The sequence below is a fragment of the Jiella sp. M17.18 genome (assembly GCF_041027365.1).
Lineage (GTDB): Bacteria > Pseudomonadota > Alphaproteobacteria > Rhizobiales > Rhizobiaceae > VKMB-3413.
This window is the reverse complement of sequence record NZ_JBFTEH010000003.1, coordinates 364,459-391,417: the sequence shown is the minus strand read 5'-3', so window position 1 is coordinate 391,417 and position 26,959 is coordinate 364,459. Positions and strand designations below refer to the sequence as shown.

General features: G+C 69.0%; 24 protein-coding genes. 12 read left to right on the top strand and 12 right to left on the bottom strand.

Translation table 11 applies throughout. The features are described 5' to 3' along the window. Window positions 1–181 precede the first annotated feature (181 nt). Entirely contained in the window at window positions 182–979 is a 798-nt protein-coding gene (locus tag AB5S17_RS08255) for an SDR family NAD(P)-dependent oxidoreductase (RefSeq protein WP_369238076.1), read from the top strand. A 134-nt stretch (window positions 980–1,113) separates the two neighbouring features. Here AB5S17_RS08255 and AB5S17_RS08250 read toward each other — a convergent pair whose 3' ends face one another. Further along, the gene (locus AB5S17_RS08250; protein WP_369238346.1) at window positions 1,114–2,118 is read right to left on the bottom strand and encodes an HWE histidine kinase domain-containing protein; all 1,005 of its coding nucleotides are present in this window, start codon (window positions 2,116–2,118) and stop codon (window positions 1,114–1,116) included. Between the two features lie 34 nt (window positions 2,119–2,152). On the opposite strand from AB5S17_RS08250, the gene AB5S17_RS08245 reads away from it, so the two are divergent. The 3 genes from AB5S17_RS08245 (at window position 2,153) to AB5S17_RS08235 (ending at window position 3,347) form a co-directional block, all read left to right on the top strand. Further along, window positions 2,153–2,698: an SDR family NAD(P)-dependent oxidoreductase gene (locus AB5S17_RS08245; protein ID WP_369238074.1), complete on the top strand. Its 546-nt coding sequence runs from the start codon at window positions 2,153–2,155 to the stop codon at window positions 2,696–2,698. A 114-nt stretch (window positions 2,699–2,812) separates the two neighbouring features. Then, complete coding sequence (locus AB5S17_RS08240) at window positions 2,813–3,124, top strand: BrnT family toxin (protein ID WP_369238072.1); 312 nt, start codon at window positions 2,813–2,815, stop codon at window positions 3,122–3,124. Continuing rightward, a complete protein-coding gene (locus AB5S17_RS08235; protein WP_369238070.1) occupies window positions 3,081–3,347 on the top strand; it encodes a CopG family antitoxin in 267 nt (88 codons plus the stop codon). Before AB5S17_RS08240 ends, AB5S17_RS08235 begins: the two co-directional genes overlap by 44 nt. A 294-nt stretch (window positions 3,348–3,641) precedes the next feature. Here the strand turns inward: AB5S17_RS08235 and trxA are convergent, their stop codons facing one another. From trxA to addB, 3 genes are all read right to left on the bottom strand, one after another. After that, on the bottom strand, window positions 3,642–3,959 hold the full coding sequence (gene trxA, locus AB5S17_RS08230) for a thioredoxin (protein ID WP_369238068.1): 318 nt from the start codon (window positions 3,957–3,959) through the stop codon (window positions 3,642–3,644). Window positions 3,960–4,035: 76 nt separating this feature from the next. Next, window positions 4,036–7,701 (bottom strand): double-strand break repair helicase AddA, encoded by a 3,666-nt coding sequence (gene addA, locus AB5S17_RS08225; protein ID WP_369238066.1) that lies wholly within the window; start codon window positions 7,699–7,701, stop codon window positions 4,036–4,038. Beyond that, on the bottom strand, window positions 7,701–11,015 hold the full coding sequence (addB, locus tag AB5S17_RS08220; RefSeq protein ID WP_369238064.1) for a double-strand break repair protein AddB: 3,315 nt from the start codon (window positions 11,013–11,015) through the stop codon (window positions 7,701–7,703). Before addB ends, addA begins: the two co-directional genes overlap by 1 nt. A 201-nt stretch (window positions 11,016–11,216) precedes the next feature. Between addB and phoA the strand changes: the two genes are divergently transcribed. After that, entirely contained in the window at window positions 11,217–12,701 is a 1,485-nt protein-coding gene (phoA, locus tag AB5S17_RS08215) for an alkaline phosphatase (protein WP_369238062.1), read from the top strand. Window positions 12,702–12,819: 118 nt separating this feature from the next. Here the strand turns inward: phoA and ilvD are convergent, their stop codons facing one another. Continuing rightward, on the bottom strand, window positions 12,820–14,655 hold the full coding sequence (ilvD, locus tag AB5S17_RS08210; RefSeq protein ID WP_369238060.1) for a dihydroxy-acid dehydratase: 1,836 nt from the start codon (window positions 14,653–14,655) through the stop codon (window positions 12,820–12,822). Window positions 14,656–14,891: 236 nt separating this feature from the next. Between ilvD and AB5S17_RS08205 the strand changes: the two genes are divergently transcribed. Together AB5S17_RS08205 and AB5S17_RS08200 are read left to right on the top strand one after the other, a co-directional pair. Continuing rightward, complete coding sequence (locus AB5S17_RS08205) at window positions 14,892–16,235, top strand: ActS/PrrB/RegB family redox-sensitive histidine kinase (protein WP_369238058.1); 1,344 nt, start codon at window positions 14,892–14,894, stop codon at window positions 16,233–16,235. Window positions 16,236–16,379: 144 nt separating this feature from the next. Continuing rightward, window positions 16,380–16,952: an ActR/PrrA/RegA family redox response regulator transcription factor gene (locus AB5S17_RS08200; RefSeq protein WP_369238056.1), complete on the top strand. Its 573-nt coding sequence runs from the start codon at window positions 16,380–16,382 to the stop codon at window positions 16,950–16,952. Between the two features lie 55 nt (window positions 16,953–17,007). On the opposite strand, the gene AB5S17_RS08195 is transcribed toward AB5S17_RS08200, so the two are convergent. Then, a complete protein-coding gene (locus AB5S17_RS08195; RefSeq protein ID WP_369238054.1) occupies window positions 17,008–17,496 on the bottom strand; it encodes an MmcB family DNA repair protein in 489 nt (162 codons plus the stop codon). A gap of 151 nt (window positions 17,497–17,647) precedes the next feature. Further along, window positions 17,648–18,058 carry a Cu(I)-responsive transcriptional regulator gene (gene cueR, locus AB5S17_RS08190; RefSeq protein ID WP_369238052.1) on the bottom strand — a complete coding sequence of 137 codons (411 nt, stop codon included), beginning with the start codon at window positions 18,056–18,058 and terminating at the stop codon, window positions 17,648–17,650. A gap of 241 nt (window positions 18,059–18,299) precedes the next feature. On the opposite strand from cueR, the gene AB5S17_RS08185 reads away from it, so the two are divergent. Continuing rightward, complete coding sequence (locus tag AB5S17_RS08185; protein ID WP_369238050.1) at window positions 18,300–19,037, top strand: L,D-transpeptidase; 738 nt, start codon at window positions 18,300–18,302, stop codon at window positions 19,035–19,037. 181 nt (window positions 19,038–19,218) lie between these two features. Here the strand turns inward: AB5S17_RS08185 and AB5S17_RS08180 are convergent, their stop codons facing one another. Both AB5S17_RS08180 and AB5S17_RS08175 read right to left on the bottom strand, forming a co-directional pair. Next, window positions 19,219–19,878, bottom strand: a complete 660-nt coding sequence (locus AB5S17_RS08180; RefSeq protein WP_369238048.1) for a ceramidase domain-containing protein — start codon at window positions 19,876–19,878, stop codon at window positions 19,219–19,221. A 72-nt stretch (window positions 19,879–19,950) separates the two neighbouring features. Next, window positions 19,951–20,226 (bottom strand): hypothetical protein, encoded by a 276-nt coding sequence (locus AB5S17_RS08175; protein ID WP_369238046.1) that lies wholly within the window; start codon window positions 20,224–20,226, stop codon window positions 19,951–19,953. A gap of 397 nt (window positions 20,227–20,623) precedes the next feature. Between AB5S17_RS08175 and AB5S17_RS08170 the strand changes: the two genes are divergently transcribed. The 3 genes from AB5S17_RS08170 (at window position 20,624) to AB5S17_RS08160 (ending at window position 23,239) form a co-directional block, all read left to right on the top strand. Beyond that, complete coding sequence (locus AB5S17_RS08170; protein ID WP_369238044.1) at window positions 20,624–21,067, top strand: DUF2852 domain-containing protein; 444 nt, start codon at window positions 20,624–20,626, stop codon at window positions 21,065–21,067. 266 nt (window positions 21,068–21,333) lie between these two features. Then, window positions 21,334–22,104 carry a M48 family metallopeptidase gene (locus AB5S17_RS08165; RefSeq protein ID WP_369238344.1) on the top strand — a complete coding sequence of 257 codons (771 nt, stop codon included), beginning with the start codon at window positions 21,334–21,336 and terminating at the stop codon, window positions 22,102–22,104. Window positions 22,105–22,213: 109 nt separating this feature from the next. Continuing rightward, entirely contained in the window at window positions 22,214–23,239 is a 1,026-nt protein-coding gene (locus tag AB5S17_RS08160) for a glucokinase (RefSeq protein ID WP_369238042.1), read from the top strand. A 131-nt stretch (window positions 23,240–23,370) separates the two neighbouring features. Here the strand turns inward: AB5S17_RS08160 and sthA are convergent, their stop codons facing one another. Beyond that, complete coding sequence (gene sthA / locus AB5S17_RS08155; RefSeq protein ID WP_369238040.1) at window positions 23,371–24,789, bottom strand: Si-specific NAD(P)(+) transhydrogenase; 1,419 nt, start codon at window positions 24,787–24,789, stop codon at window positions 23,371–23,373. Window positions 24,790–25,003: 214 nt separating this feature from the next. Continuing rightward, window positions 25,004–26,344: a glycolate oxidase subunit GlcF gene (gene glcF, locus AB5S17_RS08150; protein ID WP_369238038.1), complete on the bottom strand. Its 1,341-nt coding sequence runs from the start codon at window positions 26,342–26,344 to the stop codon at window positions 25,004–25,006. A 33-nt stretch (window positions 26,345–26,377) separates the two neighbouring features. Between glcF and AB5S17_RS08145 the strand changes: the two genes are divergently transcribed. After that, window positions 26,378–26,506, top strand: a complete 129-nt coding sequence (locus AB5S17_RS08145; protein WP_369238036.1) for a hypothetical protein — start codon at window positions 26,378–26,380, stop codon at window positions 26,504–26,506. Window positions 26,507–26,711: 205 nt separating this feature from the next. On the opposite strand, the gene AB5S17_RS08140 is transcribed toward AB5S17_RS08145, so the two are convergent. Beyond that, complete coding sequence (locus tag AB5S17_RS08140; RefSeq protein WP_369238034.1) at window positions 26,712–26,927, bottom strand: DUF433 domain-containing protein; 216 nt, start codon at window positions 26,925–26,927, stop codon at window positions 26,712–26,714. Window positions 26,928–26,959: the final 32 nt, after the last annotated feature.

The window sequence follows — 26,959 nt, the reverse complement described above, 5'->3', positions numbered from 1 at the left end:
CGCCCCTCTTCCGTGTCCGGAAAGCCGTCGCGGGCTCCGCAGCTCGCGCCGGTCGAACGCTATGTCGCGCCGCGGCGCCCTGGATGGATTCCCGCCCGCCCTAGGTTCTGCCGCGACGACCGGGCGCGGCGGGAGCAGAACGCTGCCGATGCACGTCCCAGCAACGCGAAAGGGCCAGAGGATGCGGATCGACCTGAAGGACAAGACGGCGGTGGTGACCGGTTCGACCGGCGGCATCGGGCTGGCGGCGGCCATCGGCCTCGCGCGGGCGGGGGCGGCGGTCATCCTCAACGGCCGGGAGGAGGACCGGGTCGAGGGCGCCGTGCGCATGCTGCTGGAGGCCGTGCCCGGCGCGGACGTCGCGGGCATTCCGTCCGACCTGTCGACCGCCGAGGGCTGCGCCAGGCTCTCCGGTGCACTGCCGAACGCCGACATCCTCGTCAACAATGTCGGCATCTTCGGCCCGAAGCCCTTCTTCGAGATCGAGGACGCGACCTGGGAGCGCTGCTTCCAGCTGAACGTGATGTCCGGCGTGCGGCTGTCGCGCGCCTACATGAAGGGGATGATGGAGCGCGGCTGGGGCCGCGTCGTGTTCATCTCGTCGGAATCGGCGCTGAACATCCCCGCCGACATGATCCACTACGGCTTCACCAAGACCGCGATGCTCGCGCTCTCGCGCGGCCTCGCCAAGATGGCGGCGGGCACCGGCGTGACGGTCAATTCCGTCCTGCCCGGCCCGACCATGTCCGAGGGCGTCGGCGAGATGCTGAAGGAGATGGCCGAGGAACAGGGCCTGTCGATCGACGCGGCGGGCGTCGCCTTCGTCAAGTCGCAGCGCCCGAGCTCGATCCTGCAGCGCCCGGCCAGCGTCGAGGAGGTCGCCAACATGATCGTCTATGCCTGTTCGATGGAGGCCTCCGCCACGACCGGCGCGGCGCTGCGGGTCGACGGCGGCGTGGTGGACTCGATCGTGCCGTGAGGGATCGGGCGAAGGGCTCCTGCGGGTAGCGCCGGGTCTCGCGCGGCTTCGCCGGGGCGCCGCCTCCTGGGCCGGGAGAAAGCGCCCGGCGCCGGTCGGCGTGCGGTGGCGGATCCTCTCGACCCGCCCCGCCTTCAATCCGAAAGAGGCGGCGCCACGAGCGGAACGGTGATCTCGGCCTCCAGGCCCCCTGGCGCGTATTCCAGCTTCGCCTTGCCGCCGAGGCTGTAGGTCGCGGTGGATTCGATCAGCCGGGTGCCGAACCCCGTCCTGCCGGGCGGGCTCACCGGCGGGCCGCCGCTCTCCAGCCAGTGGATCCGGAGCTGGCAGTCATCGCCCTCGACGTCCCATCGAACCCGCACCTGCCCCCCGGACTTCGACAGCGCGCCATATTTGGCGGCGTTGGTCGCAAGTTCGTGCAGGATCAGGCTGACGGACATGATCGTCCGCGAGTCCAGCTCCACCGGCGCGCCCGGCTCGAGCAGGACGGCGTCCGGGGCGGCCATGTAGGGAGCGAAGATCCGCTCGGCCAAGGCTTTCAGCTTGGTCTCTTCCAGGTCGGAGAAGGCAAGGTCCTGCGCATGCGCCAAGGCACCGAACCGCCCCAGGAAATCGTCGCGATACTCCTCGGCCGAGCGTCCCTCCGTCGCCGTGTGCTGGGCGATGGATCGCGCGACGCTGAGAAGGTTCTTCATCCGATGCCGGAGTTCGTCGAACAGCATGTCCCTTGCGGCATCGCGGCGATAGCGGTCGGTGGCGTCCACGATGGAAAGGAGAAGCGAATGGCTGCCGCCATCGGGATGATGCAGCGTGCGGGCGCTCAGCAGCATCGTCCTTGCGCCGAGCTCCGGAAATTCGTGCTCGACCTTGTAGTCGATGACGGCGCTGGAGTTGGGGATCACCTCCTCGAGCAGCCGCCGCAGATCCGGAATGTCCCACTGGCCGTTGCCCAAGCTGTAGAGCGGCTGCCCGATGGTCTCGAAACGGTCGACCTTGAACGTCTCGAAGAAGGAACGGCTGGCGCCCTGAACGCAGAGGCTGCGGTCCAGCACGAGCAGGGGATCGGGAACGGTGTCGACGATGCCCTGGGCCTGGACGTGGCCGGCGCGCAAGAGACGGTAGAGGTCTTCCATATTCATCATCAGTGGCCCCGCATGGCGCGCGAAGGTTACCGTGTTGCCCGGGGCCTTACAACGGTGGGTGCATGAACGGTCGGCGCTCCCGGCGCACGATCCCGGCACCTTCGATCGTCCGCCCCGGACGTCCTCGCGCTGCCCCGCTCGTCCGGCGCGGACGTCTCAGGCATTCCTTCCGACCTGGGGCCGCGTCGTGTTCATCTCGTCGGAATCGGCGCTGAACATCCCCGCCGACATGATCCACTACGGCTTCACCAAGACCGCGATGCTCGCGCTCTCGCGCGGCCTCGCCAAGATGGCGGCCGGCACCGGCGTGACCGTCAATTCCGTCCTTCCCGGCCCGACCATGTCCGAGGGCGTCGGCGAGATGCTGAAGGAGATGGCCGAGGAACAGGGCCTGTCGATCGAGGCGGCGGGCGTCGCCTTAGTCAAGTCGCAGCGCCCGAGCTCGATCCTGCAGCGCCCGGCGAGCGTCGAGGAGGTCGCCAACATGATCGTCGATGCCTGTTCGATGAAGGCCTCCGCCACGACCGGCGCGGCGCTGAGGGTCGACGGCGGCGTGGTGGACTCGATCGTGCCGTGAGGGAGCGGTAGGGCAGTCTCGCCTCGCGCCGTTTACGACCGATCGATCTGGTCAGCAACGGTATGCTGACGGCTTGTCTTGAATTTGTGCATACAAATGTGCATATCCTCCAACATGAAGGTTGCAGGCATCCAGTGGGACGCCGGGAACTGGCCGAAGTGCGGAAAGCACGGTGTCAGCCGAGAAGAGATCGAGACCGTTCTGCGGACGATGACGATCCGCATTCCCGATCCTTTCCCTGAAGAGGAGCGCTACCGGACCGCTAAGATCCTGCCGGACGGGCGGGCGGTCTTCGTCGTCTTCACCCACCGGACCAAGGACGGCCGCCTGTACCTGCGTCCGGTCAGCGCCCGCTACATGCATGGCAAGGAGATCGAAAGTTATGAGCGAGCCGAAAAAGCCCTGGCCCAGCCTTCCGACCGATGAAGCGGCTGAAGCGTTCGTGGCTACGGCCGACCTGTCCGAATACGATTGGAGCGCGGCAGAACCGGTCCATTACGAGTTCGACGAGAAAGCCGCGCGCGTCACCATGCGGATGCCCGAACGCCAGCTCGACCAGATTAAGAGCGAGGCCGCCCGGCGCGGCATGAAATACCAGCGTTTCATGCGCGAATTGCTTGAGCGGGGGATGCAGTCGCTACGGTCGTGACCGGCGAATGCGAAGGCTGGTGTGGGATAGTCTGGGGGCGACGAAGCGGCCATCAGCGAGCATGCTCGAAGGCTACGGCCTGGCTGGAGCAGTAGACAGGTTCGAATGATGTCTCTTTATCAAGGTTGTATATCCAAAAGCGGCCCTTCCACTCTCCACCCGTTCCGGACGGTCCCGGTCTCGCCACTCGCCCGGTACCGCAGCGAATTCACGCAAGAAAGCCCGGGCGTTTCCACCCGGGCCTCGCCCAGTCTGTAACTGACGGGGGCCGCAGCCGCCGCCGTGCCGCGACGGTTACGCTGCGCCTTTGATCCAGTCGACGAGCTTCGACTTCGACTGCGCGCCGACCTGGATGGCGGCGGGCTCGCCGTTCTTGAACATCAAAAGCGTCGGAATCGAGCGCACGCCGAACTGGGCGGCGAGATCCGGGTTCTCGTCGATGTTCAGCTTGACGATCTCGACATTGTCCATCTCGTTGGAGATCTCTTCGAGGCTCGGGCCGATCATCTTGCAGGGGCCGCACCACTCGGCCCAGAAGTCGACGACGACCGGCTTGTCGCTCTGCAGGACGTCGGACTGGAAGTTGCTGGAATCGACTTTCTTCGTGGCCATCACTCGGCTCCCGATTGTTCGTTGACGCTAGAGGTAGACGCCGGGGCGGGCCAAATCAAGCGAAGGCGGCGCCGGCTCAACGCTCCGTTCCTTCGGCGGCGACGATGCCCTCGCCATGGCCGCTCCCTTTGCCGTCCGCCGGGGCCTTGCGCGCCAGCGCCGCGTCCAGCCGCTCCGCCGGCAGCGCGATCAGCCGCGGCGCCTCGGTGAACAGCAGCGCCGCGCCGACCGCCTTGTCCGGATAGAGCGGCTGCAGCAGCGCCCGGTAGAGCGCCAGCTGCGTGACATAGGCCTGCGGCACGTCTTCCAGCGAGCGCGGCGGCGGCCGGTTGGTCTTGTAGTCGACGATCAGCACCTGCGTTTCCGTCACCGCCAGCCGGTCGACCGTGCCGCTGACGCGGAAGGTCTGGCCGCCGAAGCGCACGTCGCCGGCGACGGAGACCTCAGCCCGGCTCTGCGGCGTGAAGATCGGCGCGAAGTCGGGCTCCGCCATGACGGCGAGGACGGAGGCGACCAGCCGCGCCTGCTCGGTTTCCGAAAACACCGCACCCTGCGCCGCGACATAGCGGGCGGCGATCGCCTCCCGCTCGGCCGGGTCGCGCTCGGGCAGGACCTGCAGCAGCCGGTGCACCAGGATGCCGCGCCGGATCGCCAAGGACGGCTCGGCGACGCTGCCGGAGAGGACCGGCGAGACGAAGGTCTTGGCTTCGGAGGACTCGGCCGGCTCCCCCTCCTCCGGCACGACATCGGCGACGGCCCCGGCGGCGGAGGGCGAGAGCGGGCGCGGCGGCAGGATCTCGCGGGGCAGCGGGGACAGGTCGAGCGTCGCCCGCTCGGCGGGCGCGGCTTCGGCGGGCGCCAGCTTGTCCGCCGCGGGAAGCGCGCCGAACCGCCAGGCCGCGACGCTGCCGTCCTCGGCTTCGATCGTGCGGCATTTCTCGTGACCCGCCAGCGCAGCCTGGACGCGCTGCAGCCAGGCTGTCTCGTTCGGTCCGCGCCAGCCGGCGAGGCCGCAGACGACCAGCCGGTCGGCCGCGCGGGTCATGCCGACATAGAGGAGCCGGCGGTATTCCTCCTCGGCCCGCTGCTTCTCGGCCTCCTTCAGCGCGGCGACGACGTCGTTCTCCAGCGCCTTGGCGCCCCGCCAGAGGAAGCCGGGCGCCTGGCCGGGGGCGAGACCGGGCATGTCCGGCCATGCCATCAGCTTCGCCCCGTGGGCGGCGTGGAAGGGCGCCGAGCCCGGATCGACCAGAAAGACCACCGGCGCCTCCAGCCCCTTGGAGGCATGCGCCGTCATGATCCGCACCTCGCCGCGACCCTGCTCCATCTCGCGCTTGATCGTCGGCGGCGCCGCGACGAGCCGCGACAGGAATGCGTCGAGCCCCGGCTCGCCGGCCTCCTCCTCGGCGAGCGCGAGGTCGAGGAAGGCGTCGATCACCTCGCCGGCGTCCGCGCCGAGCCGGGCGGTCAGCTTCGCGCGCCCGCCCTCGGGGCCAAGAATGCGGGCGAAGAAGGCGAAGATCGTCTCGAAGCCGGCACGGTCGCGCAGGGTCTCCAGCCGCTCCAGCGCCGCGCCACACTTCGCGATGAAGGCCTCGGCGGTCGCGTCCGGGACGAAGTCGGGCAGCCGCGCGAGGCCCTCCGCGCCGGTGAGGCGCCTCAGGCCCAGCGACAGCGGCTCGTGATGCTCGCGCGAGAGGGCGAGGCCCATCAGCTCGTCGTCGGAAAAGTCGAAGAAGGGCGACTTCAGCGCTTCGGCGAGCGACAGGTCGTCGTCGAAATTCGCAACCGTGCGGCCGAGCGCCATCAGGTCCTTCACCGCGATATGGTCGGTGATGACGAGGCGGTCGGCGCCGGCAACGGGAATGCCCGCATCGCGCAATGCCTTGGCCATCGCGGCGACGAAGCCGGAGCGCTTGCGCACCAGCACGATCACGTCGCCGGGCGTCAGCGGCCGGATCCGGCCCTTGTGCGCGATCGGATCGCCGATCCAGCCGGCGATGGTCTCGGCGATGCGGCGCGCGAGCCGGTTGGCCGGCGAGTTCTCCGGCTCGTAGTCGATCGCCTGCAGCCAGTCGCGCGATTGCGGGCTCGCCTCGGCGGCGAAGGGCGGCCAGACCTCGACGAGGCCCGGCGCCTCGCCCCGCGCCGTCTGGTGCGACGGCGCCTCGCCAGTGAAGGTCAGGCCGCGGCGGTTCTCGGCATCGGCGAAGACCTCGTCGACCGCGGCGAGGACGTCGCCGGCGGTGCGGAAGGACTGGTTGAGGGCGATCGCCTCGAAGGGCACGCGCGCGGCCTCCGCGCGCTTTTGCATCGCCGCCCGTTCCTCGGCGAACATCGTCGGCGAGGCACCCTGGAAGGAATAGATCGACTGCTTCTCGTCGCCGACCGCGAAGACCGTGCGCGAGACGTTGCGGGCGGTGGCACCGGCGAAGAACTCGGCGGTCAGCTGGCGCATCACCTGCCACTGGCGGGGGCTGGTGTCCTGCGCCTCGTCGATCAGCACGTGGTCGATGCCCTGGTCGAGCTTGAAGTGCACCCAGGCCGAGGCCTCCGCGCGCGTCAAAAGGTCGGCGGTCTTGACGATCAGGTCCTCGAAGTCGAGCCGGCCGCGGCGGCGCTTCAGGGCGGCGTAGTCGTGCTCCAGCGTGTCGGCGATGGCGAGGGCGCCGGCGCTCGCCCGGAAGAGCTGCAGCGAGGAGAGCCGCTCGTCGACGGCGAGGACGTGCGCGGCGAAGGCCCCCAGCCGCTCCTCGAAGTCGGAAAAGCGGTCGGTCACGGCCTTGGTCGCGACGCTCTTCGCCTTGTAGGGCGCGCCCTTCTGCGTGAGGCAGAGCGAGCGCATCGCCTCGTGCGCGACGGCGTCGTTGACGGCTCCCGTCAGCGCCTTCAGCCGCTCGACCAGCGTCTGGTCGGTCTTCTTGTCGCTCGCCTCGGCGGCCTGCAGAACGTCTTGGCAGAACGCGTCGTCGAAGCCCGGCGCGTCGCGCGCCTCGGCGAGGATCGCCGCCTCGTCCTCGCCCTCTTCGAGCCGCAGCGCCCGGCGCAGCAGCGCGATCGCCGGGCCGAGGCCGCCGGCCTCGTCGATGTGCCGGCGGATGGCGTCGCGCTTGGCGACGATCTCCGACAGGAGCTGGTCGAGGCCGAATTCGCCGGCGAGCGCCAGGACGGAGGAGAAGGATTCGGCGAGCAGCCGCTCCTCGAGCGAGGAATGCTCGGCCCGGCTCGCCGAGGTGATCAGCCGCCGGCGCGCCTCCAAGAGCAGCGCCGCGCTCTCGGTATCGTCCAGCACCTCGAAATGGCCGGGGACGTTCGCCTCCAGCGGAAACTGGTGGAGGATCGCCTCGCAGAAGGCGTGGATGGTCTGGATTTTCAGCCCGCCCGGCGTCTCGACCGCCTCGGCGAACAGCCGCCGCGCCTCGGCGAGGCGCTCGGCCGAGGGCTCCCGCCCGTCGAGCGCCGCGATCTCGCCGGAGAGCACCTCGTCCGGCGCCGTCGCCCAGCGCGACAGCCGCGAGAACACGCGGCCGGACATCTCGGCGGCGGCGGCCTTCGTATAGGTGAGGCAGAGGATCTTCGACGGCTCGTTGCCGGCAAGCAGCAGCCGCACGACGCGCTCGGTCAGGACGTGCGTCTTGCCGGATCCCGCATTGGCCGAGACGAAGACGGAGAGGTTCGGATCGGCGGCGATCTGCTGGCGCCGCGCCGTCTCGGCGATGCCGGTGAAGGCGATGTCTCTCATCAGGCCGCTCCCTCTCCGCCGGAGGTCTCGTCGGCGCCGACCGACCATTCCTCGGCCCGCGCCAGATGGTCATAGTCGCCGGAGAAGTCGCCGGCGAGAAACGGCCGCGTGCGCGAGACGAAGGCCGCCTGCTCCTGCCGATAGGTCGCGACGAGACCGCGGAACTTCTTCAGCGCCTCCTCGCTCAGCGCATCCGGATCGACCGACTCGCCGGAGCGCCCGCCGGCGGAGGCGAAGCGGTCCTCATAGAGCGTGCGCTCGCGCAGGCGGACATAGACGAGGTCGGCGATCTCCCATGCTTTGCCGGCTGACTTTTCGCTTGCCGGCGCGACGTCGGCGAAGGCGCCGAGCTTGACCATCGCACCCTCCAGCGGCAGCTGCGGCGCGAGCAGCGCCCGGGCCTGCGACAGCGAAGGCTGGGCGCCGGTCTTGTAGTCGAGGATCTCGACCCGGCCGTCCGTGAGGACGTCGATCCGGTCGGCGCGGCCGGTGAGCGTCGTGGCGAGTTCGGCGAAGTCGTGGTGCCCGGCGATCTCGGCATGCCGCAGGGCGACGCGGTCGTGCCGCTCGGCCTCCCAGTCCAGATAGTTCTGCGCCAGGGCCTCCATGCGCGGCCACCAGATCGCCGCGATGTCGGGCGGCAGGTTCTCCGCCGCGAATTTGTCCCGCGCGATGGCAAGGATCGTCTCCAGCGCGCCCCCGGCCACCGGGTCGTGCCCCTGCTTCACGAAGGTGCCGAGCACGTCGTGGAACAGGCTGCCGCGCTCGGCGGCGTGCGGGTCGCGCATCAGCTCGGGCAGCGGCTCCAGCTTGAGGATCCGGCGCGCGTGGATCGCATAGGGGTCGCGGATCAGCGTCTCGACCTCGGTGACGGAATAATGCGTCGGGCGGCGCTCGACCGGCGGGCGCGGCTGCGGGCGGGCCGCTCGCGGCTGCGGCTCCACCCGGTCGAGCGCCCGGGCGGCATCGAGATAGACCGCACCATTGGCGACGAGCCGCGCCGTGCCGTCGCGCCGCGCCAGCGTCGTCAGCCGCTGCAGCCAGCGTGAGGCGATCGTCGGCGACCCGCCGGAGCGGCGGGAGCGGGACAGGACGACATGGGGCGCACCCGTCGCCATCCAGAAATCGTGGGCGGCGAGCCCGATGCGGCGCTCCGGCGGGTCGAGCGCGATCTCGCGCCGCATCAGCCGCGACAGGAACGCGCCGCTCTTCGCGCCGCCGGGCCAGACGCCCTCGTTCAGCCCGGCGAGGATCGCCGTGTCGACGCTCTGCAGCCGCGCCTCCAGCGCGCCCCAGACGAAGGCGCGGGCCGACAGGCCGGCGCGCGGCTGAACGGTGACGCCGGCGACGAGCGCCTCGACGACATCGCCGAACTCGCGCGGCGCGAAGGCAAACCCGGTCTGCGGCGCCTGGACGAGATCCGAGAGGAAACTCGCCAGCGCCTTGCCGGCTTCCTCGGCATAGAGGTTCTCGGCGTCGCCCGTCTCGTCCGCCGCCAGCGCTTCCAGCACCTGCGTCAGTGCGACGGCATAGTCGGCGATCTCGCGCTCGCCGAATGGCCCCGAGCCGGCCGATCGCAGATCGACGGACGCGCGCGCCGCATCGGCAGCTTCCGCGGCGCCCGCACCGCTTGCTTCGCTGGGGCCCTCGCCTGCCACCTCTCCCGAAGCCTCCTCTCGGCCGGCAGCTAACCCATCGCCTCCGCCGCCGCGCCGGTCGCCGGACGGCCCCTCCGGCCGCAACCGTGTCAGCGGCGCCAGCGCCCGTTCCAGCGCCTCGGCCATCAGCTGGCCGAGGTCGCGCTCGGCTTCCGGCAGGTTCCTGACCGGCCGCGCGACGCGCTCGCCGGCGTCGATCGCCTTGCGCCGACGGGCAAAGATGCCGGCCATATCAGCGCCGTCCGCCACCCCGACGGAGCCGCGCAGCGCCACCATCTCGATCGCCCGCGCCGCCCGGCGCGCTTCGCCTGCGCCGAGGCCGAGCCGCGTCAGCGGATGCTTGAGGAGCGAGACCAGCGCGATCGGATCGCCCGGCTCCAGCGCCACCTTGATCGCCGTCGCCATCAGCGTGCCCGGGGCGGTGGCGCCGAGCGGCCGACCGGCGGAATCGTTCGCCCCGATGCCGAAGCGTTCGAGCTCGGACACCACCCGGCGGGCGAGATTGCGGTCCGGCGTGATGAGCGCCGCAGTGCGGCCGGGGTCCGAAAGGGCCGCGCGCATGGCGCAGGCGACGGCGAGCGCCTCCTCGCGGTCGTCCGCCGCCTCGATCAGCGCCAGCCCGTCCAGCGCTTCCGGCGGATGCCGGCGCTGCGACGCACCCCAGGCGTCGGTGGTCTCGGCCGGGCGCAGCGCGTCGGAGAGGAACGCCTCGCGGGCGGCGAGCGCGCCCTCCTCGGGGTCGCCGAGATGCTCCACGGTCTCCGGCCCGCGCTGAAAGCGGGTCAGGATGCGCTTCAGCCCGTATTGCGGGTGACCGGGCGCGGCGATGGAGCGCTCCCGGTCGATTTTGGCGAAGGCTTCGGGCTCGAGATGCCGGTCAAGGCCCGGCAGCACGAGCGCGCCGTCGTCGAGATACGCGATCGTATGCATCAGCTCGAGCGTCGCCGGCGCCGTCGCGGTGGAGCCGGCTAGGATGACCGGACCCTTCCGCCTGCCGGAGCGCAGTCGCTCGGCTTCGCCGGCGAGCCAAGCGTTTCGGGCCTCCGCCTCGCCGACGACGCCGCGCGCCGTCAGGATCGCCGGCCATTGCTCGGTGACGATCTTCAGGAAGGTCAGCGTCAGCTGCCACCAGTGCGCGAGATCGTCCGGCGCGAGGCCGGCGATCGCGGCGAAGGAGGTGCCCTCGGTCTCGATCTCGTCGAGCAGCCGGCCGAGATCGCCGGCGAGCCAGAGCGCATCCGCGGCGGAGGCCGGCAGCACCGCCTCCCCGCCGATCAGCGCCTCGGCCTCGGCCTTGCGCACCATGAACCGCCACTCGCGGGCGAGGCGCGCGAGGTGCAGCTGCCGTTCCAGTTCGCCGATCGTCGGTGCCAGGCTCGGCTGCACCTCTCCCGGCGAAAGCAGAGCGGAATCGTCGGTCTCGCCGAGCGGCCGGATGGCCGGCAGGATGGCCGAGCGGCCGCCGAGAAGCTCGGTGAAGGCGGAGGCGAGGCCCCGCGCCGCACGCCGCGTCGGCACGTAGAGCGTGACGTCGGCGAGCGCCAGCGGATCGCCCTCGTAGCGGAAGGACGGCACGATCCGGCCGGTGAAGAGGCTCTCCGCCAGGGTCTTCAGGAAGGGCCGCCCCGGCGGGATCGAAAGGATGTTCGCCTGCATGGGCCGACACTACTCCCACGGGAGGCGATTCGCACCGGATCGCTCGCTTCTCCTGCCTGTGCACCCGACCGCGGCGGCGGCGCCCGCCGCGGTCAAATCGGCGCAACCTTACCGAATTGTCATAAAAGGATTGTGGAACCCGTGGAGAAGGATTTGCCCCGCGCCATGAGGAGCGGATGCGACAACGATGAGGGTTTCAACATGGGCAAGACCATTGCGAGGGGCCTCGCCGCCCTTCTGACGACATCGATGCTGGCGGGACTGAGCGTTCCGGCCGGCGCGCAGGATGCCGGGACGCCGGAGACGCTCCTGACGCGTCAGGCGGCCGGCGACCTGACGCAGGCGGCCGGCGCCCGCCGCATGAGCGGCGACGTTACCGCCGACCTGCGCAAGGCGATCATCGACGGCCCGGCGAAGAACGTCATCCTCTTGATCGGCGACGGCATGGGCGATTCCGAGATCACCATCGCCCGCAACTATGCCGAAGGCGCCGGCGGCTTCTTCAAGGGCATCGACGCGCTGCCGCTGACCGGGCAGTACACCCACTATTCGCTCGACAAGAAGACCGGCAAGCCGGACTACGTCACCGATTCCGCCGCCTCGGGCACGGGCTGGGCGTCGGGCGTGAAGACCTATAACGGCGCGATCGGCGTCGACGTGAAGGGCGAGCCGCACGCGACCCTGCTCGAACTCGCCAAGGCTTCGGGCCTTGCGACTGGCGACGTCTCGACGGCCGAGCTGCAGGACGCGACACCGGCGGTGCTCGTCGCGCATGTGACCGGCCGCAAGTGCTACGGCCCCGAAGCGACGAGCGAGAAGTGCCCGTCGAACGCGCTGGAGAACGGCGGCAAGGGCTCGATCACCGAACAGATGCTTCAGACCCGTTCGGACGTCCTCCTCGGCGGCGGCGCCAAGACCTTCGACGAGACGGCGAAGGCCGGCGAGTACAAGGACAAGACGCTGCGCCAGCAGGCCGAGGCCCGCGGCTTCACCATCGTCGGCAACGCCGGCGCGCTGGCGAAGGTCGAGACGGCGAACCAGGACAAGCCGCTGATCGGCCTCTTCGCGCAGGGCAACATGCCGGTGCGCTGGAGCGGTCCGAAGGCCTCCTATCACGGCAGCCTCGACAAGGAGCCGGTGACCTGCCAGCCGAACGCCGAGCGCGCGGACAGCGTGCCGACGCTCGCCGCGATGACCGAGAAGGCGATCGACCTCCTGAAGGTGAACGAGAAGGGCTTCTTCCTGCAGGTCGAGGGCGCATCGATCGACAAGCAGGACCACGCCGCCAACCCCTGCGCCCAGATCGGCGAGACCGTCGATCTCGACGAGGCGGTGCAGAAGGCGCTGGAGTTCGCCAGGGCGGACGGCAACACGCTGGTGATCGTCACCGCCGACCACGCCCATTCCAGCCAGATCATCCCGACCGACGACAAGGCGCCGGGCCTCACCGAGGCGCTGATGACCAAGGACGGCGCGGTGATGGCGGTCAGCTATGGCAATCCGGAAGGCGACTCGCAGGAGCATACCGGCGCGCAGCTGCGCATCGCGGCCTATGGCCCGGGCGCGGCGAACGTCGTCGGCCTCACCGACCAGACGGATCTGTTCTACACGATCCGCGACGCGCTGCAGCTGAAGCAGGCGAACGACGCCGCCTCGGCGGCCAAGCCCGCCGGCACGTCGGGCTGACCCTCGCCCGCTCCGCCGGCCGCGCCCGACGCGGCCGGCCACCGGAGAAAAGAAAGGCGCCGCCCGAGTATTGCGGGCGGCGCCTTTTGCATTCTGGATCGACCGATCGGGGCGGCGGTCAGTTCACCATCCGCACGGCGCCCTTGGCGGCGCTGGTGGTGAGCGCGGCATAGGCCTTCAGCGCAGTCGTCACCTGGCGCTTGCGCGGCTCGGCCGGATGCCAGCCCGCCTCGTCCTGCGCCTCGCGGCGGCGGGCGATCTCGGCGTCGTCGACGGCGAGGTGGATCTTGCGGTTCGGGATGTCGATCTCGATCGTGTCGCCTTCCCGCACAAGCCCGATCGTGCCGCCTTCCGCCGCTTCCGGCGAGACATGGCCGATCGACAGGCCGGAGGAGCCGCCGGAGAAGCGGCCGTCGGTGACGAGCGCGCAGGCCTTTCCGAGCCCCTTCGACTTCAGATAGCTCGTCGGATAGAGCATCTCCTGCATGCCGGGGCCGCCGCGCGGGCCCTCGTAGCGGATGAGGACGATGTCGCCCGGCTTCACCTCGTTCGACAGGATCGCCTTCACCGAGGCGTCCTGGCTCTCGAAGATCCGGGCGGGGCCGGAGAAGGTGAGGATCGAGGCGTCGACGCCGGCGGTCTTCACGATGCAGCCCTCTTCCGCCAGATTGCCGTAGAGCACGGCGAGGCCGCCATCCTTGGAGAAGGCATGCTCCGCGTTGCGGATCGCGCCGGCCTCGCGGTCGAGGTCGAGTTCGTCCCAGCGCCGCTCCTGGCTGAACGCGACCTGCGTCGGCACGCCGCCGGGCGCGGCGCGGTAGAAGTCGTGGACGGTGGTGCTCGACGTGCGCATCACGTCCCAGCGGTCGAGCGCGTCGGCCATGGTCTCGGCATGGACGCAGCCGACCGAGGTGTCGATCAGGCCGGCGCGGTCGAGCTCGCCGAGGATCGCCATGATGCCGCCGGCGCGGTGGACGTCCTCCATGTGGACGTTGCCGACGGCCGGCGCGACCTTGCAGAGCACCGGCACGCGGCGCGACAGCCGGTCGATGTCGCTCATGGTGAAGTCGACGCCGCCCTCATGCGCCGCGGCGAGGAGATGCAGGACGGTGTTGGTCGAGCCGCCCATGGCGATGTCGAGCGTCATGGCGTTTTCGAACGAGGTGAAGCCCGCGATCGAGCGCGGCAGCACGCTCGCGTCGTCCTGCTCGTAGTAGCGGCGGGCGAGATCGACGATCAGGTGGCCGGCCTCGACGAAGAGGCGGCGGCGGTCGGCGTGGGTGGCGAGCGTCGAGCCGTTGCCGGGCAGCGACAGGCCGAGCGCCTCGGTCAGGCAGTTCATCGAATTCGCGGTGAACATGCCCGAGCACGAACCGCAGGTCGGGCAGGCGGAGCGCTCGATCACCTGCACGTCTTCTTCCGAGACACGATCGTCGGCGGCCGCGACCATGGCGTCGACGAGGTCCAGCGCCTTCTTCTCGCCGGTCGAGAGGACCACCTTGCCGGCCTCCATCGGCCCGCCGGAGACGAAGACGACGGGGATGTTGAGGCGCAGCGCCGCCATCAGCATGCCCGGCGTGATCTTGTCGCAGTTGGAGATGCAGACCATGGCGTCGGCGCAATGAGCGTTGACCATGTATTCGACGCTATCGGCGATGAGTTCGCGGGACGGCAGCGAATAGAGCATGCCGTCATGGCCCATGGCGATGCCGTCGTCGACGGCGATGGTGTTGAACTCCTTGGCGACGCCGCCGGCCTGCTCGATCTCGCGCGCGACCAGCTGGCCGAGATCCTTCAGATGCACGTGGCCCGGCACGAACTGGGTGAAGGAGTTGACGACGGCGATGATCGGCTTGCCGAAGTCGCCGTCCTTCATGCCTGTGGCGCGCCACAGGCCGCGCGCGCCGGCCATGTTGCGGCCATGGGTGGTCGTGCGGGAGCGATAGGCGGGCATGGCGTACTCTTCGTTACGGTAACGGTCGGCCCCGCTTTACACCCGATTTGCGCTCGTTCCAAATGTTTAACGCGTCAAAGCCGGTGCCGCGCCGGAGGTGGACCTCCCTGCTGCGGCGTCTCCGGCCAGGTGAACGGTCGATCCCGCCCGGCCCAGGCGTCGCGACCGTGCGGCCTTTCGCCCGCCCCGCCGCGCCTCCTTCCCCGCCCACGGCATCCCGGCTAAGTGTGCGTCCCATGGACCAGGCGACGCGCAGCGGCTTAAATCTTCGGCTTCCGGCCTTCGTGACGATGATGCGCGACAGCCAGCGCCTGCGGCTCGCGACGCTGGTGCGGCTGCGCTGGCTGTCGGTCGCGGGGCAGACGGCAGCCTGCGTCTTCGTCGCCTGGGGGCTGTGGTGGCCGTTTCCGATCTGGGCGTGCCTCGGGCTGATCGCCCTCTCGGTCGCGCTCAACACCTATCTCGCGACGCAGTTTCCGGCGAGCCACCGGCTGTCGCCGACGATCGCCGCAGCCGTCCTCACCTTCGACATCCTCCAGCCCTCGGGGCTGATGTACCTGACCGGCGGCGTTGACAACCCGTTCATGGTCTTCCTGGTGGTGCCGGCGATCATCGCCTCGGCGACGCAGCCGCCGCTGACCGTGGTGGCGCTCAGCGTCCTCGCCGTCCTGTCGACGACGCTGCTCGTCTTCGTCCACATGCCGCTGCCCTGGCCCGCGGGCGTGCCGTTCTCCATGCCGACGAGCTATGTCGGGGGCCTGTGGTTCGCGATCGTGACGACGCTGGTGTTCTCGGCGATCTACATCTACCGCGTCGCGGCGGAGGCCCGGGCGCTCGCCGACGCGCTGAGCGCCACCGAACTCGTGCTGCAGCGCGAGCAGCATCTCTCGGCCCTCGACGGCCTGGCAGCCGCTGCCGCGCACGAACTCGGCACGCCGCTCTCCACCATCGCCCTCGTCGCCAAGGAGATGAACCGCGCCATCCCGGGCGACAGCGCGATGCGCGAGGACGTCGAGCTCCTGATGGCTCAGTCGGAACGCTGCCGGGCGATCCTTCGGCGGCTGAGTTCGCTCTCCTCCTCCAGCGAAGTCTATCTCGCCCAACTGCCGCTGATGTCGCTGATCGACGAGGTCGCCGAGCCGCACCGCAATTTCGGCGTTTCGGTTCAGGTCGAGGTGGTCGAGCGCAATGGTCCGGAGCCGGTCTCCTGCCGCAATGCCGGCATCGTCTACGGCCTCGGCAACATCGTCGAGAACGCCGTCGATTTCGCGCGCGGGGCGGTCATCCTGCGGGCCGGCTGGAGCGCCGAGACGGTGCACATCCGCATCCTCGACGACGGCCCCGGCTTTTCGCCGGAGATCCTGGCGCGGATCGGCGACCCGTATATGTCCGAGCGCGACCCCGACGGCCAGGAGCGGGCGGGCGGCGGCCTCGGCCTGGGTGTCTTCATCGCCAAGACCCTGCTCGAGCGCTCCGGCGCGACCATCGTCTTTTCCAACCGCGAGGACGGGCCCGGCGCCTCGGTGTCGGTGTTCTGGCCCTACCAGACCTTTGCCGGCGGCTGCCTCCAGCACGCCTGACGCCGCGCACTCGCTTCAACAGTCTCTCTGCCCGTCGTCCCGTGCGAACACGCCGTGTTCACGTTTTTCGTGAACGCCCGGTTCCCGGCTGGATTGCTTCCAAGTGTCGCGCCATCTTGTCGGTCCTAAGGGAAGGAAGGTGACATGCTGACGGAACAAATGGCCGAAACTGGCCAGGGCCAGGTGCCGGTCGAAGATGCGTCTCTGCTCCTCGTCGACGACGATCGTCCGTTTCTCCAGCGCATGAGCCGGGCTCTCGAACAGCGCGGCTTTTCCGTCACCACCGCAGAAAGCATCGCCGAGGGACTCACCGCCCTTCGCGCCGGGGCGCCGGCGCATGCGGTCGTCGACATGCGCCTTGCCGACGGCAACGGCCTCGACGTGATCGCCGCGCTGCAGGATGTGCGGCCAGATGCCCGTGTTGTGGTCCTGACCGGATACGGCAACATCGCGACGGCGGTGACGGCGGTGAAACTCGGCGCGATCGACTATCTCGCCAAGCCGGCAGATGCCGACGAGGTGGTCGCGGCGCTGCTGCGCCAGGCGGACGAGCGGCCGGAGCCGCCGGAGAACCCGATGTCGGCCGACCGCGTGCGGTGGGAGCATATCCAGCGCATCTACGAACTCTGCGATCGCAACGTCTCGGAGACGGCGCGACGGCTGTCGATGCACCGGCGCACCCTGCAGCGCATCCTGGCGAAACGCGCGCCGCGCTGAGCCGGCGCGGCCCTTGAGGCTTCGCCCGGCGCGCGGGTGCCGCCGGACCTCGTGACTACAAAGGATTCGGAGCGGGATTGGCCGCCCATTCCGCCTGCAGCAGGCGATCGGCGGACAGCCGCGCGAAGCGCAGGGTGAGCGCCTTGCGCGTTGCCGGCGGCATCCGCTCCTCCGGCGCCTCGCGCAGGATCTCCGCCTCGTAGCCGTCCGAAACGATCAGCCCGCAATCTTCCGGGAAGATCCCGGCCGGCACGCCCGGATGCGTCGCGAAATACAGCTGGTCGCAATGCAGCCGGTAGATCGGCCATTTCTGGTCGGCCCGGAAATCCTCGATCGAGGTCTTGATCTCGATGATGGCGAAGGCGCCCTTTTCCGACAGGCAGACAAGATCGGCCCGGCGCCCGGTGTCGAGCGGCACTTCCGGGAGCAGCGACACCCGCCGCGCCATCATCAGCCGCTGGACGCCGCGACGGACCATCATCGCCCGCTCGGACTGGCGGCCGTCGACGAGGGGATCGCTTCGAAAGGGCGAGACGAGTGGCATGCGGATTGCCTAGCGCAGCCGGCGGGAGCCCGGCAAGAACATTCGCAGACAAAGCGGAAACGAATCGGCATTCAGCGCTTGTCGACGTCTGGCCGATCAGCGGTGCCGGCCGTCGCTTGCGGACGTGCGGCTCCGTGCGATCCTGCGCCCGTCAGTCCCGCGCATGCATCGCGGCCGAGCCGCCGGCGATCTCCTCCAGGATGGGACAGTCCGGGCCGCCGCCGCCCTGGCATTGCTCGGTGAGTTCCACGAGCGCGCGCTTCAGCGATTCCAGCTCGGCGATCTTCCGGTCGATCTCCGCCATGCGGCGGCTGGCGACCTGCTTGACGTCCTCGCTCTTCCGATTGGCGTTCTCATAGAGCGCCAGCAGGCGGCGGGCTTCGTCGATGGAGAAGCCGAGCGAGCGGGACCGCTGCAGGAAGCGCAGCATGTGGACGTCGCGCTCGCGGTAGTTGCGATAGCCGTTGTTGGCGCGCGCGGGCTTGACCAGCCCGACTTCCTCGTAATAGCGGATCGTCTTCGGCGGCAGACCGGACAGCCGGGACGCCTCTCCGATGTTCATGTACGGACCTTTCGGGTCGCTGCGACCATGCCATGGCGGCAGACATGTCGCGACGTTGCGGGGCGTCAACTGTGACGCGCCCGCAACAAGGGATTTCTTAACCATGCCGGGTCTTAATGAAGACGTTGCCTCCCCGGCTTCCGAAGCCTATCGAATGGACACGTTCGATGGCCGGCGACAGGCCGAGCCGGGATCCGTTCGGCACGCTTTTTCAACCATCGCACTCGTTTGGCGCCATAAGATGAAGATCAGAACCATCCTTTCAGCCGGTGCTGCCGCCGTCTCGATGATCGCCCTCGCAGGGTGCGCGAGCGACGGACACAGGGCTTCGCTCAAACCGGCGCCGGACACGATGGCGGCGGCCTACACCGCACCGACCGACCTGCAGAACGGCGGCAGCGTTGCGGCGACGCAGGAGATGGGCTACGGCGCGGTGACCGACGACGGCTATGCGCTGCCGGCGATTCCGACCAACAAGATCGACCCGCAATATCTGCGCCAGGAGGTCTCGTACCCCGAGGGTGCGCAGTACAAGCCGGGCACCGTGGTGGTCGACACGCCCAACCGCTTCCTCTACGTCGTCGAGCCGAACGGCAAGGCGATGCGCTACGGCATCGGCGTCGGCAAGACCGGCTTCTCCTGGGCCGGCATCGCGACGGTGCACGACAAGCAGCATTGGCCGAAGTGGTTCCCGCCGTCGGAGATGATCGACCGCAAGCCGGAGCTCGAGCCGTATCGCGACGGCATGCAGCCGGGCCTGACCAATCCGCTCGGCGCCCGCGCCCTCTACCTCTGGCAGAACGGCAAGGATACGCTGTTCCGCCTGCACGGCACGCCGGAATGGTGGACCATCGGCACCGCGGCCTCTTCCGGCTGCATCCGCCTGATGAACCAGGACATCATCGACCTCTACAACCGCGTGCCGGACGGCGCCGAGGTCGTGGTCAAGCAGGGTGACGAGCGCCTCGCGAAGCGCTGACGTCGCGACATCGCGGTGCTGCCGCTGAGCGGCGCCGCATCAGCTTCAAGGCGGGGGACCGCCATGGCCGGATGCTTCGGGGGAGGCGTCCGGCCGCTTCGTTTCCGGCCTCCGGGCATGCGCACCGCCGGCGGATCGAGCATCGCTCCGATGACGAAGTCCTGAGACCGCCGCCTTGGTGTCACGCCGCTCGCAGGGCGGCACTGCGCTCGGTCGCCGCCGCGTGCAGCAGCAGGCTGAGCGTCAGCGCATTGAGGATATGCCAGACGAAATGCGTGCCGTCCGGCCAGGCCTCGCAGAGCGGCAGGTCGATCATCCGGAATCCGAGCGAGACGGCGAAGACGAGCCCGGCCGCAAACACCGTGATGCCGCTCCCGGCACTGCGAAGGCTCATCAGGCCGCCGATGCCGAGCATGGCGAGAAGTGCCGGCACGTAGCCAGCCGAGGAGCCGACGACCCGCTGCAGCGGCGGCGCGGCGAGGAAGGACGCCGCAAGGAAAGTGAGCGTGCCGAGGAGCGTACCTGCGAACCCCAGCCCGATGAAGCGGGAGAGCGCCAGTGCGAAATAGGCGTAGATGAAGACCGCGATCGGCAGGACGTCGGCAAGGCTCGCCCAGCGCGTCGCGACGGTGTGGAACAGAAACGAGCCGATCCCGAGGACGCCGACGAGCAGGGCCAGCCAGAGGAGCGCCGGATCTTCGCGTCGGCCATGATTCCAGCGCCAGAGCCCATGGGCTGCCGCCAGCAGGAAGGCGATATTGGAGACGGCGTCCAGCGGCTCCGCCCAGAAGGCGGCGCTCGTGCGCTCGCAGTAGTCGTCGACCGGCTGGGACCAGTTCATCGCCGCCCCGTCACCGCGCTACCCCGACGCGACAGCCAAGTCCGGCACAGGCTCAGACGGCCCGGTCGCGGATCAGCACAGAGAGAGTTCGGCCGGGTCGACCGGACGCGCGTCGGTCTCCGGCGCAGCAAGGTCGAGAATGACCGCCGCTCCGGCCGCGGAGGCGGCAGCGTACAGCGCGTCGATATCGGTCGCGGCAGTCCCGCGGCGCCGTGCGGGCTCGCGGTCCAGCGGCACGAAGCCGTAATCCGGCCGCGTCGAAGACGCCGGCGCCTTGCCCTGGAAGGGGGCGAGCGGCAGCTTGCCGCGCGTCTCGGTGCGCAACGTATCGGACAGCCAACCGATCATGATGTCATCCCCCCTGGCTTGGCGCCTCCGCAGCGAAGGCTCCGTCTTCCTGTCACCGCGCCGTTCAGACCGGTGGCCCCTCCCGCCGCAAAGGCGGATCGGAGGTCTCACGGATGGTCTGACCCGACTTGACGACGTCGCGATGACAACCGCTCCTTCCGGACGAGAGTTCCCGCCAATCATCAAGAAGTGATTAACCACGACGCTGCTTTTCGGGGGCGAAGGCCACACTCGCGTGCGGTCGCGGCTCGCCGTCCGCTCTCCGGCTCGAAATTTCCGATGAAGATGATTGAACCCGTGCGCGCGACTCACCATCTCGGATTCATCGGTATCCGAGTTAGTCGAAGATCCCGCGATGCTTTGCCATCGTGCCCAAACCGAAAGGAACGTGACTGCGATGACTTCGCACGCATTGATTCGTCCTGCCTGGACGCCAGTAACCATTGCCTTGATGATCGGCGGATTCATGGTCTTCTGGCCGCTGGGCCTCGCCATGCTCGCCTACATCATCTGGGGCGACCGCCTCGAAGGCTTCAAGCGGGACGTCAACCGCTCGACCGACCGCTTCATGGGGTCGTTCAAGCGCTCCGGCTTCCGGACGCCCTTCGCGGCCGAGCGCACCGGCAACGTCGCGTTCGACGACTGGCGCGAGAAGGAACTGTCGCGCCTCGACGAGGAGCGTCGCCAGCTGAACGAGGCCGCGGCCGAGTTCGAGGAATATGCCCGCGAGCTGCGCCGGGCGAAGGACCAGGAAGAGTTCGACCGCTTCATGCGTGATCGCCGCAACCGCGAGCGCCGGTCGGACGACACCGGTCCGGTGGTCGACGGTCATCCCGCCTGATCCATCGCCATTGCGCGGCTGCCGGAGTTCCGGCGGCCGCGATGGTCCGCCAGATCCAGAGCGGCGTCCTTCGGGGCGCTGCTCTTTCTTTTGGATGAACCGCACCCCGATGGGCGCACGGCGGGCGCCAGCCTTCCGCATCGTCCCGGTGCATCTTCGCCGGGACGACGCGACAGGCTGTGGTATAGGTGACGCGTCGCCGCGGACGGGCGCCCGCCGGGGCGGCCCGGAAGCGGCCTCTGACCGAAACGATGCTCCGCTTGCCGATGCCCTCGCTGCTTCGCCGCACGTCCGCCGATACGCCCCTTCCCGAGCACATCGATCTCGCGGCGGGCCCGCTGCCGGTGACGGTGCGGCGCAATGCGCGCGCCAAGCGGATGATCCTGCGGCTCGCGCCGGGCGGCGCCGGCGTTCTCGTGACGGCCCCGGCAGGTGTCTCGGCCAAGGCAATCCGCACCTTCCTCGAGCGCCATCGCGGCTGGGTCGAGGATCGGCTGTCGCGCGCCCCCAGCCGGATCGCCATCCGCGACGGCGCGACGATTCCGTTCCGCGGCGGCCATCTTCATCTCGTCCATGCCGGCGGCCGGCTCGCGACGCGGATGGAACCGGCCGCTGAATCAGCCTCCGCGGGCGGCGAGGGCGATACCGCCCGGCTACTCGTCGGCGGTGCGCCGGAGCATTTCTCGCGGCGTGTCCTCGACTTCCTGAAGCGGGAGGCGCGGCGCGACCTCGAGGCCGCGGTGAAGCGGCATGCGGCGACGGTCGGCCTCGAACCGCGGTCGATCACGCTGAAGGACACGACCAGCCGGTGGGGGTCCTGCACGGCGGACCGGCGCCTCGCCTTCTCCTGGCGCATCGTGATGGCGCCGCCGGCCGTGCTCGACTATCTTGCCGCGCACGAGGTGGCGCATTTCAGGGAAATGAATCACGGCCCGGCCTTCTGGGCCCTGTGCCGCCGCCTGTGCCCCGGGACCGAGCACGGACGCGACTGGCTGAAGCGCCATGGCGGCACGCTGCATGCGCTGGCGGCGGGGTAGCACCGGCCGTGGCCGGGCCGCGAGAATTCTTCCACGTCTTGGAAATTTTGCGTCCCGCGCCGGGAAGCGCTATGGGACAGGCGATCGAACCGATTGATATGGGCAGGCCATGGCACCGAGGCGTGACGGCGCGGACGCGCTGAAATTTCCGATCCTGATCGGCGACATCGGGGGGACCAATGCGCGCTTCGCCATTCTCCTCGACGCCTATGCCGAGCCGAAGCTCTTTCCCGTCGTGCAGACGGCGGACTACGCCAATATCGACGACGCGATCCAGGCGGACGTCCTCGACAAGACCTCGATCCAGCCGAAATCGGCAGTGCTCGCCGTCGCCGGCCCGATCGACGGCGACGAGATCGACCTGACCAACTGCCCCTGGGTGGTGCGGCCGAAGCAGATGGTCGAAAATCTCGGCATCGAGGAGATCATCGTCCTCAACGACTTCGAGGCGCAGGCGCTGGCGATCTCCTCTCTGAAGGAGGGCTCGCGCACCCAGATCGGCGGCGGCATCGTGCGCGAAGGCGCAAGCCGCGCCGTGCTCGGCCCGGGCACCGGCCTCGGCGTCGCCGGTCTCGTGCGCGCCCGCAACATGTGGATCCCCGTCGCCGGCGAAGGCGGCCACATCGACCTCGGCCCGCGCAGCGAGCGCGACTACCAGATCTGGCCGCATCTGCAGACCATCGAGGGGCGCATCTCCGGCGAGCAGGTCCTTTGCGGGCGCGGTCTCGTCAACCTCTACGACGCGATCTGCAAGGTGAACGGCTCGCAGGCGGTGCATGCGACACCGGCCGAGGTGACGGAAGCAGCGGTCAACCGGAAGGACGAGGAAGCGGTCGAGGCGGTCGACCTCTTCGCCACCTATCTCGGCCGGATGGCGGGCGACATCGCCCTGATCTTCATGGCGCGCGGCGGCGTCTTCATCGGCGGCGGCATCTTCCAGCGCATCATCCCGATCCTGAAACAGGACCACATCCGCGCCGCCTTCGAGGACAAGGCACCGCACACCGAGCTGATGCGGGAGATCCCGCTCTATGTCGTCACCGAGCCGCTGGCCGCCCTCGCCGGTCTAGCGGCCTTCGCCCGCACGCCGCGCTTCTTCGGCCTGGAGACGACCGGCCGGCGCTGGGTGGGCTAGAGCATTTCCAGTGAAAGCCGGATTGGCTTTCACGGCCGGACAATGCGAAAAGACAAGACGATAGAGCGTTTCCGGTGAACTCTTGCTCGCCGGAGACGCTCTAACGCAGGCGCCGGCGTAGGCCAGAGGCATCACGCCTCTGCCGCGACCAGCTTTTCCGCCGCTCCCATCCGGTTCCAGGCGTCGAGCGCCGCGATCTTGTAGGCCTCGGCCAGAGTCGGGTAGTTGAAGGTGTTCTCGACGAAGTATTCGAGCGTGCCCTTGAGGTTCAGAACCGCCTGCCCGATGTGGATGAGTTCGGTCGCGCCCTCGCCGACGATGTGGCAGCCGAGCAGGCGGCGGGTCTTCAGCGAGAAGATCATCTTCAGCATGCCTGCCTCGAGCCCCATGATGTGGCCGCGGGAGGTCTCGCGAAAGCGCGCGACGCCGCATTCGTAGGGGATCTTCCGTGAAATGACCTCCTTCTCGGACATGCCGACGGTGGACATTTCCGGCACCGAATAGATGCCGTACGGAAAGTATTCCGGTGGCTGCTGCGCCGGCGCGCCGAGCGCGTGGCAGGCGGCGATGCGGCCCTGTTCCATCGAGGTCGAGGCAAGGCTCGGGAAGCCGATGACGTCGCCGGCGGCGTAGACATGCGGCACCTCGGTCTGCAGCGTCACCGGGTCGACCTTCAACCGCCCGCGATGATCGGCCGTCAGCCCGCAGGCGGACAGGTTCAGCGTATCGGTCGCGCCCATCCGGCCGGCGGCGAAGAGCACGGTCTGCGCCCGCACCGTCCGACCGCCTTCCAGATGAATCTCGCAGACATGCTCGTCACGGCGCAGGACGCTCTCGATCTTCGAGCCGAAGCGCAGCGCCATGCCGCGGTCGCGCAGCTGATAGGTGAAGTCCTCCAGCAGTTCCTCGTCGAGGAAGTCGAGCATGGACGAGCGCGGCTCGACCAGGGTGACGTTGACGTCGAGGGCGGAGAAGATCGTCGCATATTCGACGCCGATCACGCCGGCGCCGATCACCGCCATCGACCGCGGCAGCTTCGGGATTTCCAGGATCTCGTCGCTGTCGAAGACGGAGACGCCGTCGAAGGGCACGTAGTCCGGCCGGAACGGCACCGTGCCGACGGCGATCAGGAAGTTGTCGGCGGAAAAGCTCTCGGTCTCGCCGGCGTCGCCCTCGACCTCCACGGTGTTCGTGCCGGTGAAACGGGCCTCGCCGCGGACCGTCGTCACGCGGTTGCGGGCGAACTGATGCTCCAGAACCTCGACCTCGTGCTCCAGCGTCAGATGCAGCCGGTTGCGCAGGTCGTCCGCGGTGATGTCCTTCTTGACCCGGTAGGAGCGGCCGTAGAAGCCGCGCTCGCGCCAGCCGGACAGGTTCAGCGCCGTCTCGCGGAGAGTCTTCGAGGGGATGGTTCCGGTATGGACGGAGACGCCGCCGACGCGCCGCCCGCGCTCGACGACGAGCACCCGCCGGTCGAGCTTGGCCGCCTGGATCGCCGCCCGGCGCCCGGCCGGGCCGCTGCCGATGACCAAAAGGTCGAAATGGTTCAAGGGAATGCCTCCGAGCCTGTCCTTCGCATGCGCGACGGGCCCCGCATCTAACGATCGACGCTTGCGCGGGCCCGAGTCCTCGCCGGATGCTGGCGACACCCCGTTCTGCAGGTTTGCGAAAGAGTTGGGACAACCGGCCCCGCCGCTGCGCAGCGCCAGGTCCTCGCGCCCAGCGCTGCGACGCCGCGGGATCGGCCAGATGCCGCCGGCGGACCTATTCCGCCGCGACCGCCGGCTGGGCGACAGGCACGACGCCGTCGAGGCTCGCCGGTTTCTCGCCGCCGAAGGCCCAGTCCAGCAGTTCCACCGTGTGGAGGATCGGGATGGCCGTGCCGGAACCGATCTGCGTCATGCAGCCGATATTGCCGGTGGCGATCGCCTGCGGCGCGACGGACGCGATGTTCGCCACCTTGCGGTCGCGCAGCCGCGTCGCGATCTCCGGCTGCAGGATGTTGTAGGTGCCGGCCGAGCCGCAGCACAGGTGCCCCTCCGGCACGTCGCGGACGGTGAAGCCGGCCTGCGCCAGGAGCACCTTCGGCGCCCTGGTCAGCCGCTGGCCGTGCTGCATGGAGCAGGCGGAATGATAGGCGACGACGAGGCCGGTCTCGTTCTCGGGCAGCGGCAGATCGAGATCGGCGAGAACCTCGGTGACGTCCTTCGCCAGCGCCGAGACCCGCGCCGCCTTCTCGGCATAGGCAGGATCGAGCCGCAGCATGTGGCCGTAATCCTTGATCGTGGTGCCGCAGCCGGATGCGGTGATGACGATGGCGTCGAGGCCGCCTTCCGCCGCGACGCGCGTCCACACGTCGACATTGCGCCGGGCGAAATCCAGTGCCGGCGCCTCCTGGCCCATGTGGTGGACGAGCGCGCCGCAGCACCCCTCGCCTTCCGGCACGACGACCTCGACGCCGAGCCGGGTGAGGAGGCGGATGGTCGCCGCGTTGATCTTCGGATCCAGCACCGACTGCGCGCAGCCCCGCAGCAGCGCGACGCGCTTGACGCGCGGGCCCTTGGCCGGATGCGTCGCGGGCGCATTGACCACCTTGTCCGACGGGACGTGATCCGGCGCGAGCCTCAGCATGGCCGCCAGCGGCTTCAACGGCTTGATGCCGTCGAGGAGGCCGGCGAAGGGCCGGCCGAGCTTCGCCAGTTGCAGGCTCGCGCGGAAGCGCGCGGGGTAAGGCAGCGTCAGCGCCAGGATGCGGCGGATCATCCGGTCGGCGAAAGGCCGCCGATAGGTCCGCTCGATATGCGCCCGGGCGTGATCGACGAGGTGCATGTAGTTCACGCCGGAGGGGCAGGTGGTCATGCAGGACAGGCACGACAGGCACCGATCGATATGCGTGACGACCTTATCGTCCGCCGGCCGGTCGTTCTCCAGCATCTCCTTGATGAGGTAGATGCGCCCGCGCGGGGAATCCAGCTCGTTGCCGAGCGTGACATAGGTCGGACAGGTCGCGGTGCAGAAGCCGCAATGGACGCATTTGCGGATGATCCCGGCGGAATGCGCGGTGTCCGGATCATCGAGCTGGGCGGGGGTGAAGGCGGTTTGCATGAGATAAGGGCGTGGAACTCAGGGGTTGCCGGGATGGAGCCGACCGCTCGGGTCGAGGAGCATGAACTGGCCCGCGACAAAGTGGTCGAGAAGGCGGACGATCTGGAGCGCTTGGATATCGGCTGCCTTGCGATCCGACGACGGCATGACGACGACGCATAGCTTTCGGTGCGATATCGTCTGCTGAAAGGGCATAGTCTTGTCGGCTGTCACGATGAGGTTGAAGCCCTGCCTTTTCAGCAGCGTCCAACATGTCGCCGTCAGGCATACGTTTTCCGATCGTTCGGGAAGGGCGTCGCATCGCCGCCCCGGCTATTAGTCAACTTCGCCAGACGCCGCGGCACATTTTCGTCGAGCAATATCCTGGTCATGCAGCTTCGCGATGGAGCCGCTCCGCAGCGATCCGAATGGCAGCTTCCGCGCGTTCACGGCCGATGGCCGGGAAGTCTTCCAGGATCTCGTCGAGCGAGGCCCCGCCGGCAAGATTCTCGAACAAAACGTCGACGGGAATACGTGTTCCGGCGAAGACCAACGCCCCGCTCACGACATCCGGACTGCATTCGAAAATCTGATCTTCGGTCATTGCGGCAACTCCGAGCATCCAACTTCAGAACA

Coding starts and splice junctions, on each gene's coding strand:
- AB5S17_RS08255 (WP_369238076.1), top strand. CDS start 182: ATGCGGATCGACCTGAAGGACAAGACGGCGGTGGTGACCGGTTCGACC.
- AB5S17_RS08250 (WP_369238346.1), bottom strand. CDS start 2,118: ATGAATATGGAAGACCTCTACCGTCTCTTGCGCGCCGGCCACGTCCAG.
- AB5S17_RS08240 (WP_369238072.1), top strand. CDS start 2,813: ATGAAGGTTGCAGGCATCCAGTGGGACGCCGGGAACTGGCCGAAGTGC.
- AB5S17_RS08235 (WP_369238070.1), top strand. CDS start 3,081: ATGAGCGAGCCGAAAAAGCCCTGGCCCAGCCTTCCGACCGATGAAGCG.
- trxA (WP_369238068.1), bottom strand. CDS start 3,959: ATGGCCACGAAGAAAGTCGATTCCAGCAACTTCCAGTCCGACGTCCTG.
- addA (WP_369238066.1), bottom strand. CDS start 7,701: ATGAGAGACATCGCCTTCACCGGCATCGCCGAGACGGCGCGGCGCCAG.
- addB (WP_369238064.1), bottom strand. CDS start 11,015: ATGCAGGCGAACATCCTTTCGATCCCGCCGGGGCGGCCCTTCCTGAAG.
- phoA (WP_369238062.1), top strand. CDS start 11,217: ATGGGCAAGACCATTGCGAGGGGCCTCGCCGCCCTTCTGACGACATCG.
- ilvD (WP_369238060.1), bottom strand. CDS start 14,655: ATGCCCGCCTATCGCTCCCGCACGACCACCCATGGCCGCAACATGGCC.
- AB5S17_RS08205 (WP_369238058.1), top strand. CDS start 14,892: ATGGACCAGGCGACGCGCAGCGGCTTAAATCTTCGGCTTCCGGCCTTC.
- AB5S17_RS08200 (WP_369238056.1), top strand. CDS start 16,380: ATGCTGACGGAACAAATGGCCGAAACTGGCCAGGGCCAGGTGCCGGTC.
- AB5S17_RS08195 (WP_369238054.1), bottom strand. CDS start 17,496: ATGCCACTCGTCTCGCCCTTTCGAAGCGATCCCCTCGTCGACGGCCGC.
- cueR (WP_369238052.1), bottom strand. CDS start 18,058: ATGAACATCGGAGAGGCGTCCCGGCTGTCCGGTCTGCCGCCGAAGACG.
- AB5S17_RS08185 (WP_369238050.1), top strand. CDS start 18,300: ATGAAGATCAGAACCATCCTTTCAGCCGGTGCTGCCGCCGTCTCGATG.
- AB5S17_RS08180 (WP_369238048.1), bottom strand. CDS start 19,878: ATGAACTGGTCCCAGCCGGTCGACGACTACTGCGAGCGCACGAGCGCC.
- AB5S17_RS08175 (WP_369238046.1), bottom strand. CDS start 20,226: ATGATCGGTTGGCTGTCCGATACGTTGCGCACCGAGACGCGCGGCAAG.
- AB5S17_RS08170 (WP_369238044.1), top strand. CDS start 20,624: ATGACTTCGCACGCATTGATTCGTCCTGCCTGGACGCCAGTAACCATT.
- AB5S17_RS08165 (WP_369238344.1), top strand. CDS start 21,334: ATGCCCTCGCTGCTTCGCCGCACGTCCGCCGATACGCCCCTTCCCGAG.
- AB5S17_RS08160 (WP_369238042.1), top strand. CDS start 22,214: ATGGCACCGAGGCGTGACGGCGCGGACGCGCTGAAATTTCCGATCCTG.
- glcF (WP_369238038.1), bottom strand. CDS start 26,344: ATGCAAACCGCCTTCACCCCCGCCCAGCTCGATGATCCGGACACCGCG.
- AB5S17_RS08145 (WP_369238036.1), top strand. CDS start 26,378: ATGGAGCCGACCGCTCGGGTCGAGGAGCATGAACTGGCCCGCGACAAA.
- AB5S17_RS08140 (WP_369238034.1), bottom strand. CDS start 26,927: ATGACCGAAGATCAGATTTTCGAATGCAGTCCGGATGTCGTGAGCGGG.